15 protein-coding genes are annotated in these 14311 nt (G+C 70.1%); 8 read left to right on the forward strand and 7 right to left on the reverse strand.

Translation table 11 applies throughout. The annotated features are described in order from the left end of the window. Positions 1–76: 76 nt before the first annotated feature. The 3 genes from BLT78_RS16720 (at position 77) to BLT78_RS16730 (ending at position 3908) form a co-directional block, all read left to right on the forward strand. Positions 77–1024: a hydrogen peroxide-inducible genes activator gene (locus BLT78_RS16720; RefSeq protein ID WP_090350662.1), complete on the forward strand. Its 948-nt coding sequence runs from the start codon at positions 77–79 to the stop codon at positions 1022–1024. Continuing rightward, the gene (recG, locus tag BLT78_RS16725; RefSeq protein WP_090350666.1) at positions 1021–3096 is read left to right on the forward strand and encodes an ATP-dependent DNA helicase RecG; all 2076 of its coding nucleotides are present in this window, start codon (positions 1021–1023) and stop codon (positions 3094–3096) included. The genes BLT78_RS16720 and recG overlap by 4 nt, the downstream gene beginning before the upstream one ends. A gap of 218 nt (positions 3097–3314) precedes the next feature. Next, positions 3315–3908 carry a LysE family translocator gene (locus BLT78_RS16730; RefSeq protein ID WP_090350670.1) on the forward strand — a complete coding sequence of 198 codons (594 nt, stop codon included), beginning with the start codon at positions 3315–3317 and terminating at the stop codon, positions 3906–3908. Here BLT78_RS16730 and BLT78_RS16735 read toward each other — a convergent pair. From BLT78_RS16735 to BLT78_RS16745, 3 genes are all read right to left on the reverse strand, one after another. Further along, the gene (locus BLT78_RS16735) at positions 3898–4713 is read right to left on the reverse strand and encodes an AraC family transcriptional regulator (RefSeq protein WP_090350673.1); all 816 of its coding nucleotides are present in this window, start codon (positions 4711–4713) and stop codon (positions 3898–3900) included. The two genes, BLT78_RS16730 and BLT78_RS16735, sit on opposite strands and share 11 nt — an antisense overlap. A 34-nt stretch (positions 4714–4747) precedes the next feature. After that, on the reverse strand, positions 4748–5128 hold the full coding sequence (locus BLT78_RS16740) for a helicase (protein ID WP_090350678.1): 381 nt from the start codon (positions 5126–5128) through the stop codon (positions 4748–4750). Positions 5129–5269: 141 nt separating this feature from the next. Continuing rightward, on the reverse strand, positions 5270–5542 hold the full coding sequence (locus BLT78_RS16745; protein WP_090350682.1) for an HU family DNA-binding protein: 273 nt from the start codon (positions 5540–5542) through the stop codon (positions 5270–5272). Positions 5543–5821: 279 nt separating this feature from the next. Between BLT78_RS16745 and BLT78_RS16750 the strand changes: the two genes are divergently transcribed. Continuing rightward, the gene (locus BLT78_RS16750; RefSeq protein ID WP_090350688.1) at positions 5822–6355 is read left to right on the forward strand and encodes a chorismate--pyruvate lyase family protein; all 534 of its coding nucleotides are present in this window, start codon (positions 5822–5824) and stop codon (positions 6353–6355) included. Positions 6356–6410: 55 nt separating this feature from the next. Then, a complete protein-coding gene (gene ubiA, locus BLT78_RS16755; RefSeq protein WP_090350692.1) occupies positions 6411–7301 on the forward strand; it encodes a 4-hydroxybenzoate octaprenyltransferase in 891 nt (296 codons plus the stop codon). 5 nt (positions 7302–7306) lie between these two features. On the opposite strand, the gene BLT78_RS16760 is transcribed toward ubiA, so the two are convergent. After that, entirely contained in the window at positions 7307–7726 is a 420-nt protein-coding gene (locus BLT78_RS16760) for a COG4315 family predicted lipoprotein (protein ID WP_090350696.1), read from the reverse strand. Positions 7727–7925: 199 nt separating this feature from the next. Between BLT78_RS16760 and phoB the strand changes: the two genes are divergently transcribed. From phoB to BLT78_RS16775, 3 genes are all read left to right on the forward strand, one after another. After that, on the forward strand, positions 7926–8615 hold the full coding sequence (gene phoB, locus BLT78_RS16765; protein WP_090350703.1) for a phosphate regulon transcriptional regulator PhoB: 690 nt from the start codon (positions 7926–7928) through the stop codon (positions 8613–8615). Positions 8616–8686: 71 nt separating this feature from the next. Next, the gene (gene phoR, locus BLT78_RS16770; RefSeq protein WP_090350707.1) at positions 8687–9985 is read left to right on the forward strand and encodes a phosphate regulon sensor histidine kinase PhoR; all 1299 of its coding nucleotides are present in this window, start codon (positions 8687–8689) and stop codon (positions 9983–9985) included. A gap of 93 nt (positions 9986–10078) precedes the next feature. Further along, a complete protein-coding gene (locus tag BLT78_RS16775) occupies positions 10079–11413 on the forward strand; it encodes a hemolysin family protein (protein ID WP_090350711.1) in 1335 nt (444 codons plus the stop codon). 110 nt (positions 11414–11523) lie between these two features. Here the strand turns inward: BLT78_RS16775 and BLT78_RS16780 are convergent, their stop codons facing one another. The 3 genes from BLT78_RS16780 to pstB all read right to left on the reverse strand — a co-directional run bounded on the left by BLT78_RS16780 (position 11524) and on the right by pstB (position 14250). Beyond that, complete coding sequence (locus BLT78_RS16780; protein WP_090352371.1) at positions 11524–12459, reverse strand: peptidoglycan DD-metalloendopeptidase family protein; 936 nt, start codon at positions 12457–12459, stop codon at positions 11524–11526. A gap of 149 nt (positions 12460–12608) precedes the next feature. Beyond that, positions 12609–13337, reverse strand: coding sequence for a phosphate signaling complex protein PhoU (phoU, locus tag BLT78_RS16785; protein WP_090350716.1), 729 nt, complete (start codon positions 13335–13337; stop codon positions 12609–12611). A gap of 82 nt (positions 13338–13419) precedes the next feature. Beyond that, entirely contained in the window at positions 13420–14250 is an 831-nt protein-coding gene (gene pstB, locus BLT78_RS16790; RefSeq protein ID WP_090350720.1) for a phosphate ABC transporter ATP-binding protein PstB, read from the reverse strand. Positions 14251–14311: the final 61 nt, after the last annotated feature.

Consider the following 14311-nt stretch of genomic DNA (forward strand, 5'->3'; position numbering starts at 1 on the left):
CGCCCGCCCTGCAGCGGGCGGTTGGTTCCATTGAAGACAGCCGCTATGCTTGACGGCATCTCAATGGATATTCGCTATGACACTCACGGAACTGCGCTATATCGTCACCCTTGCCCAGGAACAGCACTTCGGTCGCGCCGCCGAGCGCTGCCACGTCAGCCAGCCGACCCTGTCGGTGGGCGTGAAGAAGCTCGAGGACGAGCTGGGTGTACTGATCTTCGAGCGCAGCAAGAGCGCGGTGCGCCTGACCCCGGTCGGCGAGGGCATCGTCGCCCAGGCGCAGAAGGTCCTCGAACAGGCCCAGTGCATCCGCGAGCTGGCGCAGACCGGCAAGAACCAGCTGGCCGCGCCGCTCAAGGTCGGCGCCATCTACACCGTCGGCCCCTACCTGTTCCCCCACCTGATCCCGCAGCTGCACCGCATCGCGCCGGACATGCCGCTGTACATCGAGGAAAACTTCACCCACGTGCTGCGCGACAAGCTGCGTACCGGCGAGCTGGACGCGATCATCATCGCCCTGCCGTTCCAGGAAGCCGACGTGCTGACCAAGCCGCTGTACGACGAGCCGTTCTTCGTGCTGATGCCGGCCGAACACCCGTGGACCGCACGCGCCAGCATCGACAGCGCCATGCTCAACGACAAGAGCCTGCTGCTGCTCGGCGAGGGGCACTGCTTCCGCGACCAGGTGCTGGAAGCCTGCCCGACCACCCGCAAGGGCAGCGAGGCGCACCAGCACACCACGGTCGAGTCCAGCTCGCTGGAAACCATCCGCCACATGGTCGCCTCCGGCCTCGGCGTGTCGGTGCTGCCGTACACCGCGGTGCACAGCCACCACTACGCCCCCGGCGTGCTCGAGGTGCGGCCGCTGGCGCCGCCGGTGCCGTTCCGTACCGTGGCCATCGCCTGGCGCGCCAGCTTCCCGCGGCCCAAGGCCATCGACGTACTGGTCGACGCCGTGCGCCTGTGCTCGCTGGCCAATCCGCCGCATGCGAGCGAAACCGCGGAGGCGGCGCAGCCGGCATGAGCGAACTGGCGCAGGTCGCCGTCACCACGCTCAAGGGCGTCGGTCCGGCGCTGGCCGAGAAACTCGCCAAGGTCGGCCTGGAGAGCCTGCAGGACGTGCTGTTCCACCTGCCGCTGCGCTACCAGGACCGCACCCGGGTGACGCCGATCGCCGCCCTGCGCCCGGGCGGCGACGCGGTGGTGGAAGGCGTGGTCAGCGGCGCCGAGGTGATCATGGGCCGCCGGCGCAGCCTGCTGGTGCGCCTGCAGGACGCCAGCGGCACCCTCAGCCTGCGCTTCTTCCACTTCAGCCAGGCACAGAAGGACGGCCTCAGGCGCGGCACCCACCTGCGCTGCTACGGCGAGGTGCGCCCCGGCGCCACCGGCCTGGAGATCTACCACCCCGAGTACCGCGCCCTCAGCGGCGACGAAGCGCCGCCGGTGGAGCAGACCCTCACGCCGATCTACCCGAGCACCGAGGGCCTCACCCAGCAGCGTCTGCGCTCGCTCAGCCAGCAGGCGCTGTACGCGCTCAACGGCCACAGCCTGCCCGACTGGCTGCCGGGCGAACTGGCCCGCCAGTACCAATTGGCGCCGCTGGCCGATGCCATCCGCTACCTGCACCGCCCGCCGCCGGACGCCGACCTCGAGGAGCTGGCCGAGGGCCGCCACTGGGCGCAGCACCGCCTGGCCTTCGAGGAGCTGCTCACCCACCAGCTGTCGCTGGCGCGCCTGCGCGAGAGCATCCGCGCCCAGCAGGCGCCGCCGCTGCCGAAGGCCACGCGCCTGCCGGCGCAGTTCCTCGCCGGGCTCGGCTTCGCCCCCACCGGCGCGCAACTGCGGGTGGGCGGCGAGATCGCCTGGGACCTGGCCCAGCACGAGCCGATGCTGCGTCTGGTGCAGGGCGACGTCGGCGCCGGCAAGACGGTGGTCGCCGCGCTGGCCGCGCTGCAGGCCATCGAGGCGGGCTACCAGGTGGCGCTGATGGCGCCCACCGAGATCCTCGCCGAGCAGCACTTCCTCAACTTCAGCAAGTGGCTCGAACCGCTCGGCATCGAGGTCGCCTGGCTGGCCGGCAAGCTCAAGGGCAAGGCGCGCAACGCGGCGCTGGAGCGCATCGCCGCCGGCGCGCCGATGGTGGTCGGCACCCACGCGCTGTTCCAGGACGAGGTGCGGTTCCGCAACCTGGCCCTGGCGATCATCGACGAGCAGCACCGCTTCGGCGTGCAGCAGCGCCTGGCCCTGCGCCAGAAGGGCATCGCCGGGCGGCTGTGCCCGCACCAGCTGATCATGACCGCCACGCCGATCCCGCGCACCCTGGCGATGAGCGCCTACGCCGATCTGGACACCTCGATCCTCGACGAGCTGCCGCCCGGACGCACCCCGGTGACCACCCTGGTGATCGCCGACAACCGCCGCCTGGAAGTGATCGAGCGGGTGCGCGCCGCCTGCAGCGAGGGCCGCCAGGCCTACTGGGTGTGCACGCTGATCGAGGAGTCCGAGGAGCTGACCTGCCAGGCGGCGGAGACCACCTTCGAGGAGCTGTCGGCGGCGCTCGGCGAGCTCGCCGTCGGCCTGGTCCACGGGCGCATGAAGGCGGCGGAGAAGGCCGCGGTGATGGAGCAGTTCAAGGCCGGCGCGCTGCAGCTGCTGGTCGCCACCACGGTGATCGAGGTCGGCGTCGACGTGCCCAACGCCAGCCTGATGATCATCGAGAATCCCGAGCGTCTCGGCCTGTCGCAGCTGCACCAGTTGCGCGGCCGGGTCGGCCGCGGCAGCGCGGTCAGCCACTGCGTGCTGCTCTATCACGCGCCGTTGTCGCACATGGGCCGCGAGCGCCTGGCGATCATGCGCGAGACCTGCGACGGCTTCGTCATCGCCGAGAAGGATCTCGAGCTGCGCGGCCCCGGCGAGATGCTCGGCACCCGGCAGACCGGCCTGTTGCAGTTCAAGGTCGCCGACCTGCTGCGCGACGCCGACCTGCTGCCGGACGTGCGCGAGGCGGCGCAGACCCTGCTGGCGCGCTGGCCGCAGCACGTCAGCCCGCTGCTGGAGCGCTGGCTGCGTCACGGCCAGCAGTATGGGCAGGTGTGAAGAGCCGCGCGCAAGGATTTGCTCGCGGGTTTGCGCGAGGCGTCGCCCCCGGAATTCTGCGGGCTCGCACGCATGGCGCCGAGGCGGACGCGCAAACCGCCGGGTACGACCGGGGGCGGCAGGCGCGGCGCCGCTGAGGGCGCCACGGCAATTTCCTTCAATACGCCGCGGCGGGCCCGCCTCAACATTCGCGCACTCGACCATCCAGGAGTCCGTGAATGAGCCTCTCGCTTGTGCTTCCGATGTCCGCGTTCGCCCTCGCCGCATCGATTTCCCCCGGCCCCGTCAACCTGGTCTGTCTCGGCAGCGGCACGCGCCACGGGATGCGCGCGAGCCTGGGCTTCGTTACTGGGGCCACGCTCGGCTTCGTCGCGCTCTTCGTCGCCGTCGGCCTGGGGCTCGCCGCGGTGCTGGCCCAACTGCCCGGCCTGACCGTGCTGCTGCGCGCGGGTGGGATCGGCTTTCTGCTCTACCTGAGCTGGCAACTCGCACGCGCCGAGGGCGCGCTCGCCGCGCGCGAACAGGGCGACCCGCCGGGGTTCCTCGCGGGGGCGCTCATGCAATGGCTCAATCCCAAAGCCTGGCTGGCGTCCGCATCGGGCATCGGCGCCTACACCCGGGGTTCCGACCTGAACGAACTGGCCCTGTTTGCCGCGCTCTATGCGCCGATCTGCTGGGCATCGCTGTCATGCTGGGTGTATGCCGGCACCATCCTGCGCCGGCAAGTGGCCCACCCGGCGGTACTGCGCAACGTGAATCGCGGACTCGCCGCCTTGCTCGCCGGCAGTTGCGCCCTCCTGCTCATCGACTGATGCCTTGCCGGTACTGCCCGGGGGTGGTCGCCAGCAGGCGCTTGAACATGCGCTGGAAGTGCGGCTGATCGGCAAAGCCGCTCTCCAGCGCCGCCTCGGCAATCGGGCGGCCAAGCCGCAGCGCGTGCTGTCCGAGCTGGATGCGGCGGTTGATCACGTAGGCATGCGGCGTCATGCGGAAGTGTCGCTTGAAGCTGCGGATCAGATGGCCGGGACTGACCGCGGCCTGCCTGCACAGCAGGTCCAGCGACACCGCCTCGGCACAGTGCCGGTCCAGATAGTCGGCGAGCGCGCACAGCGATGCGGGGGCGGTCGGCACCTCTTCGCACACCGGAAGTCGCCGCAGCAGATCCGTCAGGAAGGCCACGAGATGAGCATTCTTGCCCGTGGCGGAATGCGCCGGATCGAGCAGGCATTGCGCAAGCGCGACGAAGGCATCGAAAACCTCGGGAAGGCGCAGCACGTCGGGCGCCAGATCCTGCCAGGCCTGGGTCGGCGCCAGGCCAAGGCGATGGCGCAGAGCGGAGAGCCACTGCGCATCGATGTACAGCATGAGATACGCCCACGGTCGCCCCTCGATCGGGTTGCAGGCATGCACCCGGTTCGGGTTGACGAAAACCAGCGCGCCAGTCGCGACACGGTATTGGCGCTGGCCGCAGACGAAGGTGCTCTCGCCCCGGGTGATCGCCCCCATTGACCACTCGGCATGGCTGTGCGGCGCGTAGCAAACGCTGCGGCCGTCCGCCACCCTGCGCAGCTCGACATGCGGCAGCGCGGGATCACGCCAGAAAATCGGAGCGCTCATCGGGGTGTCGAGGGCACGTTATGCCTGGCAAGGCTCATGCCGTCTGCTTCTGCCGCGCGCCGAGCTGACCGACCAGGCCCTGGAACCACAGCAGCAGCGCCGGGTTGCCCTGGATCTGGATGTCCTTGTTCTGGATCCCCTGCATGAACGCCAGTTGCCTGTTGCTCGCGGCAAGGACGCTGAAGCCGTAGGCGGCGTCGCGGAAGGCGATGCTGAAGTCCGGGTGCGCCACGCAGCCGGCGGCGCTGCGGATGCGCATGTCCTGCACGATGTAGTGGCGGGCGATGCGCCCGTCGCGGGTCTGCAGCTGGAACACCAGGTCGCGGTCGACCAGCTGTTCGCGGAACTCGGCATTGCTGCGACTGGCACCCGCCAGCAGGCGGCCGAGCAGCCAGAGGAGGAAACGGAATTTCACTGCGGCACCTCGCGAACCGGACCAGGGAGCCAGGATTCTAGCGCGTCGCCAGCCCGCCCACGACCGACGGGGCCACGCTTGCGGCAGACGGTTGCCGCGGCACCAGTACCCGGGGCCGCGGCCCCGGGTCGTCGACGGCACTCAGTTGATCGCTTCGCGCAGCGCCTTGCCCGGCTTGAACGATACGGTGTTGCTGGCGCGGATCTTGACCGGCTCGCCGGTCTGCGGGTTCTTGCCCATGCGCGCGCCGCGATGGCGTTGCAGGAAGGTGCCGAAACCGACCAGGGTGACGCTGTCCTGGCGATTCAGGGCATTGGTGATTTCCTCGAGAACCGCGTTCAGCACGCGGCTGGCCTGCTCTTTGCTGAGGTCGGCTTTCTCCGCCACTGCGGCAGCGAGTTCGGGTTTGCGCATAGTTGCCTCTGTCGAGATTGTTCTTGTTTTTGCCGCCGTTCCTGGCGAGCGCTCTGTCACCGCGCCGAACCTGCCTGCGAACGAGGTGGGAGCCCGCCGGCAGGCTCTGGCGCGCGGCTGACCGCAGAAGAATGGCACGCTGCCGCGGCGTTCGCCAGCCATCGGCACCGGCCAATGGTCGTAGATCGTTCGGCCGGACGAGCGGTGCGCCAGCCCTCGGTCGGCAGGCTGCCAGGGCCGTGCTAGACTCGCCGCTGGTTTTTGCCGCGACGCCCCGCCGTGCCCCAGACTACCTGCGCCCAGTGGCGCGCCCTCGACCAGCTGCACCCTGCCCCCAGCGCCCGCGAGTTCGCCTGGCTGAACGAGCAGGGCTCGCTGACCCGCCGCCTCACCGAACTCAGCGGCGGACGCTTCGCCGTCGAGCCGCTGGTCGAAGGCTGGCAGATCCTCCGCGCCGACGAGTGCGCCGCCCTCGGCGTCGCCACCGGCAGCGAGGGCTGGGTGCGCGAGGTCTATCTGCTCGGTGCCGGGCAACCCTGGGTGTTCGCCCGCAGCGTGGCCGCACGTGCGGCGCTCGAGGCGCAGCCGTTCGCCCTCGACCGCCTCGGCAGCACCTCGCTCGGTCACCTGCTGTTCCGCGACCCGGCGTTCAGCCGCCAGCCGATCGAGGCCTGCCGCTATCCGGCCGCGCTGCTGCCGGCGGCGGTGCGTGCGTCCGATCTGTGGGGGCGCCGCTCGCTGTTCTGTCGCGGCGCGCTGGGCGTGCTGGTCGCCGAGGTGTTCCTGCCGGCGCTGTGGCGGGCCGACGCCTGACCCCGCCGCGCCGTCAGGCCGTATAATCGGCGCTCCGCTCCCCCGGAGGCCCGCGATGTTCGCCCCCCTGCTCAAGCCTCTGGCGCGCCTGCACCCGCGCGCCCAGGACTTCATCGATCTGACCCGGCTGAACCGGCCGATCGGCATCTACCTGCTGCTGTGGCCGACGCTGACCGCGCTGTGGATCGCCGCCGAAGGCGTGCCGTCGCTGGCCAACCTGCTGATCTTCACCCTCGGCGTGATCCTCACCCGCTCGGCCGGCTGCGCGATCAACGACTTCGCCGACCGCAAGTTCGACGGCCACGTCGAGCGCACCCGCGAGCGCCCGCTGGCCAGCGGGCGGATCCGTGCGCGCGAGGCGCTGCTGACCTTCGCCGGCCTGATGGCGGTGGCCTTCGCCCTGGTGCTGCTGACCAACGCCGCCACCGTCTGGCTGTCGTTCGGCGCCGTGGCGCTGGCCGCGCTCTACCCGTTCATGAAGCGCTACACCTACTACCCGCAGGTGGTGCTCGGTGCGGCCTACTCGTGGGGCATCCTGATGACCTTCACCGCCAGTGGCGACAGCCTGCCGGCGGCGGCCTGGCTGCTCTATCTGGCCAACCTGCTGTGGACGGTGGCCTACGACACCTACTACGCGATGACCGACCGCGACGACGACCTGCGCATCGGCGTGAAGTCCACGGCCATCCTGTTCGGCGACGCCGACCGGCTGATCATCGCCATCCTCCAGGGCCTCAGCCTGCTCTGCCTGCTGCTGGCCGCGGCACGCTTCGAGCTGGGCGCCGCCTTCCACCTCGGCCTCGTGGTGGCGGCCGGCTGCTTCGCCTGGGAGTACTGGAGCACCCGCAGCGGCGAGCGCCAGGCCTGCTTCCGCGCCTTCCTGCACAACCACTGGGCCGGCCTGGCGATCCTCGCCGGCACCATCGCCGACTTCGCGCTGCGCTGAGCGCCCTAGCGGGGGATGTCCTCGCCCTCCGCGGCGCCGCCCTCGGCCAGCGGCCGGGCCACGTGCCAGACGCCCATGCGGCCGTCGCCGAGCGTGTCGCCGGGCTGCCGGTCCTGGACGAAGGTGTACAGCGGGCGGCCCTGGTAGGCCCACTGCCAGCTGCCGTCGGCGCGCTCGACCAGGGTCCAGTCGTCGCTCTCCACGCTGTCGCCACGGGCCGCCAGCGGCGGCCAGTTGCTCGCGCAGGCATCGTTGCACACCGACTGGCCCGTCGGATCCTTGGCGAAGGTGTACAGGGTCATGCCCCGGGCATCGACCAGCCGGCCGTCCTTGACCTGCGCCGGGTCGGCCGCCTGGGCATGGCCCAGCAGCGCCAGCAGGACGCCGCCGGTCAGGGCCAGCAGGGGCGAAGGGATTCTGAGCATCGCGGCTCTCCTCGGGTGGGATGGGGTGACCCGGCGACCGCGCAAGCGGGCGGACGACACACCGGGCAGCGGCTGCCGCGCGCATGCCGGCGGCCCCCTCCAGCATAGCCAAGCACCGCCGCCGGAGCGTCAGTGTCACATCGCTGCAATAATTCCGTTATGTAATGCCGGCATCGCCACGGAATACAGAGACAGTCCCATGGTTGGCAAATCCATCCTCATCGTTGACGACGAAGCGCCGATCCGCGAGATGATCGCCGTCGCCCTGGAAATGGCCGGCTACGAGTGCCTCGAAGCGGAGAACAGCCAGCAGGCCCACGCGCTGATCGTCGACCGCAAGCCCGACCTGATCCTCCTCGACTGGATGCTGCCCGGCACCTCCGGCATCGAGCTGGCGCGCCGCCTCAAGCGCGACGAGCTGACCGCCGGCACGCCGATCATCATGCTCACCGCCAAGGGCGAGGAGGACAACAAGATCCAGGGCCTGGAGGTCGGCGCCGACGACTACATCACCAAGCCGTTCTCGCCGCGCGAGCTGGTCGCCCGCCTCAAGGCGGTGCTGCGCCGCGCCGGCGCCAGCGACGGCGAGTCGCCGATCGAGGTCGGCCCGCTGGTCCTCGACCCGCTCAGCCACCGCGTCACCATCGACGGCAAGCCGGCCGAGATGGGGCCGACCGAGTACCGCCTGCTGCAGTTCTTCATGACCCACCAGGAGCGCGCCTACACGCGCAGCCAGCTGCTCGACCAGGTGTGGGGCGGCAACGTCTACGTCGAGGAGCGCACCGTCGACGTGCACATCCGTCGTCTGCGCAAGGCGCTCGGCGAGAGCTGCGAAAATCTGGTGCAGACCGTGCGCGGCACCGGCTATCGTTTCTCCACCAAGGCCTGACGCCCCTCCGCGGCGCCTGCCGGACCGCTTTCGCCGCCCCTCCGGGGCGGCCGCCTCACAAGGATCGCAAGGTGAATCAAGACTGGCGCGGCATCCTCATCCGCCGCCTGCTGCTGTTGGTCGGTGTCTGCCTGCTCGCCGGCCTGATCACCGGTCAGTATGCCTGGGCACTGCTGGCCGGCCTGTCCGCCTACCTGTACTGGAACCTGCGCCAGCTGCTGCGCCTGCACCACTGGCTGCGCACCGCCGACGCCGACGAGCTGCCGCCGGAAAGCTCCGGGGTGTGGGGCGAGGTGTTCGACCAGATCTACCACCTGCAGAAACGCAACCTGCGCGCCCGCGGCCGCCTGCAGGCGGTGATCGACCGCGTGCAGGAATCCACCGCCGCGCTGCGCGACGGGGTGATCATGCTCGACCGCCAGGGCAACCTGGAGTGGTGGAACCGCGCCGCCGGCCAGCTGCTCGGCCTCAAGCGCAAGCAGGACGGCGGCCAGCCGATCACCAATCTGGTCCGCCACCCGCGCTTCAAGGAGTACTTCGAGCGCGACCACCATCCCGAGCCGCTGGAGCTGCCCTCGCCGGTCAACGACCACATCCGCCTGCAGCTGCAGCTGACCCTCTACGGCAACGGCGAGCACCTGATGATCGTGCGCGACGTGACCCGCGTCCACCAGCTCGAGCAGATGCGCAAGGACTTCGTCGCCAACGTCTCCCACGAGCTGCGCACGCCGCTGACCGTGCTCACCGGCTACCTGGAGACCCTGCTGGACAACGTCGAGGAGATCCAGCCGCGCTGGCGCCGCGCCCTGCAGCAGATGCAGCAGCAGGGCGCGCGCATGCAGAACCTGCTCAACGACCTGCTGCTGCTGGCCCGCCTGGAGGCCACCGACTACCCGGCCGACAACAAGCCGGTGAGCGTCGACCTGCTGCTCGCCAGCATCCGCGCCGACGCCCAGGCGCTGTCCGGAGGTCGCCACGCGATCAGCCTGGAGGCCGACGCCAGGGTGCGCCTCAAGGGCAGCGAGGCGGAGCTGCGCAGCGCCTTCTCCAACCTGGTGTTCAACGCGGTCAAGTACAGCCCGGAGGGCGGCGAGATCCGCCTGCGCTGGTGGGGCGACGAAACCGGCGCGCACTTCAGCGTGCAGGACAGCGGCCTGGGCATCGAGGCCAAGCACATCCCGCGGCTCACCGAACGCTTCTACCGGGTCGACGCCAGCCGCTCGGCCAACACCGGCGGCACCGGCCTGGGCCTGGCCATCGTCAAGCACGTGCTGATCCGCCACCACGGCCAGCTGCAGATCGACAGCACGCCCGGCAAGGGCAGCACCTTCACCTGCCACTTCCCGCCGGCCCAGCAGGCGCGGCCCTGATCCGCCCCGGCCGGGGCGCTGCCCGCCGGCGCACTTGAAAGCCGGCGGATGACCTTCCATCCTATGGGTCTTTCCGTCAGCGACCGACCCTCCATGGACCCTTCCCCCGGTTACACCGCCGCCAGCTACTTCGCCGATTTCGGCCTCATCCTGTTCGCCCTGCTGCTCGTCCTGCTCAACGGCTTCTTCGTCGCCGCCGAGTTCGCCATGGTCAAGCTGCGCGCCACCCGCGTCGAGACCATCGCCGCCGCCGCCGGCTGGCGCGGGCGCATCCTGCGCACCGTGCACGGCCAGCTCGACGCCTACCTGTCGGCCTGCCAGCTGGGCATCACCCTCGCCTCGCTCGGCCTCGGCTGGGTCGGCGAGCCGGCCTTCGCCCACCTGCTCGAGCCGCTGCTCGGCTACTTCGGCATCGCCTCGCCGGCGCTGGTGCACGCCATCGCCTTCTTCACCGCGTTCTTCATCATCTCCTACCTGCACATCGTGGTCGGCGAGCTGGCGCCCAAGTCCTGGGCGATCCGCCGGCCCGAGCTGCTGTCGCTGTGGACCGCGGCGCCGCTGTACGCCTTCTACTGGCTGATGTACCCGGCGATCTGGCTGCTCAACGCCAGCGCCAACGCCATCCTGCGCATCGCCGGCCAGGGCGAGCCGGGGCCGCACCACGAGCATCACTACAGCCGCGAGGAGCTCAAGCTGATCCTCCACTCCAGCCGCGCCCGCGACCCCAGCGACCAGGACATGCGCGTGCTGGCCTCGGCGGTGGAGCTCGGCGAGCTGGAGGTGGTCGACTGGGCCAACTCGCGCGAGGACCTGGTGTGCCTGGAGGCCGACGCCAGCCTCGAGGAGATCCTCGCCGAGATCCGCCGCCACAAGTTCAGCCGCTACCCGGTGCTCGACGCCGAGCAGCAGTTCGTCGGCGTGCTGCACATCAAGGACCTGCTGCTGGCCCTGCCCGGCCCCGGACAGACCGCCGCCCTCGACCTGCACGCCCTCCTGCGGCCCATCGAGCGGGTGTCGCGGCACATGCCGCTGAGCCGCCTGCTCGAGCAGTTCCGCCAGGGCGGCGCGCACTTCGCCCTGGTCGAGGAGGCCGACGGCAAGGTGGTCGGCTTCCTGACCATGGAGGACGTGCTCGAGGTGCTGGTCGGCGACATCCAGGACGAGCACCGCAAGACCGAGCGCGGCCTGCTCGCCTACCAGCCGGGCAAGCTGCTGGTGCGCGGCGACACCCCGCTGTTCAAGATCGAGCGCCTGCTCGAGGTGGACCTCGACGACGTCGAGGCGGAGACCCTCGCCGGGCTGATCTACGACAGCCTCAAGCGCCTGCCCAGCGAGGACGAGACCCTGGAGACCCACGGCCTGCGCATCATCGTCAAGAAGATGAAGGGGCCGAAGATCGTCATGGCCAAGGTGCTCAGACTGAGCTGAGCGCACGGCCCGGTACGCCCAACGCCAAGGGCCACCCCGCGGGGTGGCCCTTGGCGTTGCTGAGCCCTGCAGCGCCGGCCCCGCCGGGGCGAACGAATGCGCCCCTGCGCTCAGTCCTCGCCGCCGACGGCGAAGCGCGGCAGGCTGTCGACCGGCTGGGCGAACTGGAAGGGAATCGACTCCACCGCCAGGCCGACGTTGCGCTGCACCACGAAGTGCAGGTGCGGGCCGGTGCTGCGCCCGGTGTTGCCGGAGCGCGCGATCGGCGTGCCGGCGCCGACCCGCTGGCCGACGGCGACCTGCACCGAGCCCTGCTGCAGGTGCAGGTAGACGCCCATGGTGCCGTCATCGTGGAGGATGCGCACGTGGTTGCCGCCGGGGTTGGGGGTGGCGCCGGGCTGGTCGTTGCGCGTGCTCACCACCACGCCGCCGCGCGCGGCGAGGATCGGCGTGCCGACCGGCATGGCGATGTCCACCGCATGACGGCCCTTGGGCGTGAAGTGGCTGAACAGGCCGTTGGCGCCCTGGCTCTGGCGGAACGGCCCGCCCTGCCAGGGAAGCGGGTAGCGATAGGGCTTGGGCAGCAGGCGCGGATCGCCGAGGGCGTGGCTGAGCCTGGGCGTGTAGCGCAGCGGCTGCGCCGGATCGCGCGGCGCCAGGGTCAGCAGGCGGATCTGGCTGCGCGGCGACAGGATCCAGCGCACCGGCTTGTCCGGCGCGCCGCTGGCGTTGGCGACATCGTCCAGGCGCAGCTCCAGCTCGACCGGAGCGAACAGTTCGTTGCGCACCCGCAGGGTGTCGCCGCCGGCGTGCTTGAGCACGTCCAGGCGGACCTGGCGGGCGAGATCGTCGGACAGCTGCGGCGGGCCGGCGGGGCGACGCAGCGCGCTGCCCGGCTCGGCGAACTGGAACACCCGCGCGCCCGGGCGGGCCTGGTCGCTGTAGGTGACCACGCCGTTGGCGTCGACGTGCTTGTAGACGGTCAGCGCGCTGGCCGGGGCGGCCAGGCCCAGCAGGAGGGGCAGCAGGAGCAGGCGGGCGGACATCATGGGCATGGCTGTCGGTAGTCGGAACTACCGGCAAGACTAGCAGTCCGCCACTACCCGGGCGAGTCGCCGGCCACGGGGTTGTGACCGGCCTCGCGGCGCCGTGCCGGCAGCCGACGACCGGGCACCCGGACGCCGGCGAATGCGCCTCAGGCCTGGCTGTCGCCGCCCTTGGCCGGCCCCTGCTTGGCCAGGCCGGTGTGGCGCACGTCGGTGCCGCGCACCAGGTAGATCACCAGTTCGGCGATGTTGCGCGCGTGGTCGCCGATGCGCTCCAGCGAGCGCAGCGCCCAGATCACGCTGAGCACGCGGGAGATCGAGCGCGGGTCCTCCATCATGTAGGTGACCAGCTCGCGCAGCGCGCTCTTGTACTCGCGGTCGACGTTCTTGTCGTACTGCGCCACCGACAGGGCGAGGTCGGCGTCGAAGCGGGCGAAGGCGTCCAGCGCCTCCTGGACCATCTTGCGCACCTGCTCGCCGATATGGCGGATCTCCACGTAGCCACGCGGCGCCTCGCCGTCCTCGCACAGCTCGATGGCGCGCTTGGCGATCTTGGTCGCCTCGTCGCCGATGCGCTCGAGGTCGATCACCGACTTGGAGATGCTGATGATCAGGCGCAGGTCGGAGGCGGCCGGCTGGCGGCGGGCGAGGATGCGCACGCACTCCTCGTCGATGTCGCGCTCCATCTGGTTGATCTGCGCGTCGACCTCTCGCACCTGCTGGGCCAGGCCCGAGTCGGCCTCGACCAGCGCGTTGACCGCGTCGTTGACCTGCTTCTCGACCAGGCCGCCCATGGCCAGCAGGTGACTGCGGACGTCCTCCAGTTCGGCGTTGAACTGCGCGGATATGTGATGGGTGATACCGTCTTTGTTGATCATGGATTGGCTCCGCAAAAGCTGACTGTAGGGTGCGCATGGCGCACCGGGAAGCGGTGCGCCATGCGCACCCTACGCATTCGGGCTAGCCGTAACGACCGGTGATGTAGTCCTCGGTCTGCTTCTTCGCCGGGTTGGTGAACAGGGTATCGGTGTCGCCGTATTCGATCAGCTTGCCCATGTACATGAACGCGGTGTAGTCGGAGACGCGGGCCGCCTGCTGCATGTTGTGGGTGACGATGACGATGGTGTACTGGCCCTTGAGCTCGTTGATCAGCTCCTCGACCTTGAGGGTGGAGATCGGGTCGAGCGCCGAGCAGGGCTCGTCGAGCAGCAGCACTTCCGGCTGCACCGCCACGGTGCGGGCGATCACCAGACGCTGCTGCTGGCCGCCGGAGAGGCCCAGCGCCGAGTCGTGCAGGCGGTCCTTGACCTCGTCCCACAGCGCCGCGCTCTTCAGCGCCCACTCGACGGTCTCGTCGAGCACGCGCTTCTGGTTGATGCCCTGGATGCGCAGGCCGTAGACCACGTTCTCGTAGATGCTCTTGGGGAACGGGTTGGGCTTCTGGAACACCATACCGACGCGGCGGCGCAGCTCGGCGACGTCGACGCCCTTGGCGTAGATGTCCTGGCCGTCGAGGCGGATCTCGCCGTCGACGCGGCAGCCGTCGACCAGATCGTTCATCCGGTTGAAGGTGCGCAGCAGGGTCGACTTGCCGCAGCCGCTCGGGCCGATGAACGCGGTGACGCGGTTCTTCGGGATGTTCATCTGCACGTCATACAGCGCCTGCTTGTCGCCGTAGAACAGGTTGAGGCCGGGCACCTCGAGGGCTACCGGCTCGCTGGCCAGGTCGAGGGTCTGCTTCTTGCGGCCCAGGCTGTCGAGGTTGATGCCGTGGCTATGTTGTTGCGACATGGGGAACTCCCTACGCTCACAGTTCGGTTGCGCAGCGCGGGCCGCCGTGCGGCCCGCCGGC

The organism is Pseudomonas oryzae (genome assembly GCF_900104805.1).
Lineage (GTDB): Bacteria > Pseudomonadota > Gammaproteobacteria > Pseudomonadales > Pseudomonadaceae > Geopseudomonas > Geopseudomonas oryzae.

What these genes read in the sequence shown, in the direction of transcription:
- recG (WP_090350666.1), top strand. Translation starts at nt 1,021, where the DNA reads ATGAGCGAACTGGCGCAGGTCGCCGTCACCACGCTCAAGGGCGTCGGT.
- BLT78_RS16775 (WP_090350711.1), top strand. Translation starts at nt 10,079, where the DNA reads ATGGACCCTTCCCCCGGTTACACCGCCGCCAGCTACTTCGCCGATTTC.
- BLT78_RS16780 (WP_090352371.1), bottom strand. Translation starts at nt 12,459, where the DNA reads ATGTCCGCCCGCCTGCTCCTGCTGCCCCTCCTGCTGGGCCTGGCCGCC.
- BLT78_RS16760 (WP_090350696.1), bottom strand. Translation starts at nt 7,726, where the DNA reads ATGCTCAGAATCCCTTCGCCCCTGCTGGCCCTGACCGGCGGCGTCCTG.
- phoU (WP_090350716.1), bottom strand. Translation starts at nt 13,337, where the DNA reads ATGATCAACAAAGACGGTATCACCCATCACATATCCGCGCAGTTCAAC.
- phoB (WP_090350703.1), top strand. Translation starts at nt 7,926, where the DNA reads ATGGTTGGCAAATCCATCCTCATCGTTGACGACGAAGCGCCGATCCGC.
- BLT78_RS16735 (WP_090350673.1), bottom strand. Translation starts at nt 4,713, where the DNA reads ATGAGCGCTCCGATTTTCTGGCGTGATCCCGCGCTGCCGCATGTCGAG.
- BLT78_RS16745 (WP_090350682.1), bottom strand. Translation starts at nt 5,542, where the DNA reads ATGCGCAAACCCGAACTCGCTGCCGCAGTGGCGGAGAAAGCCGACCTC.
- ubiA (WP_090350692.1), top strand. Translation starts at nt 6,411, where the DNA reads ATGTTCGCCCCCCTGCTCAAGCCTCTGGCGCGCCTGCACCCGCGCGCC.
- BLT78_RS16720 (WP_090350662.1), top strand. Translation starts at nt 77, where the DNA reads ATGACACTCACGGAACTGCGCTATATCGTCACCCTTGCCCAGGAACAG.
- BLT78_RS16730 (WP_090350670.1), top strand. Translation starts at nt 3,315, where the DNA reads ATGAGCCTCTCGCTTGTGCTTCCGATGTCCGCGTTCGCCCTCGCCGCA.
- pstB (WP_090350720.1), bottom strand. Translation starts at nt 14,250, where the DNA reads ATGTCGCAACAACATAGCCACGGCATCAACCTCGACAGCCTGGGCCGC.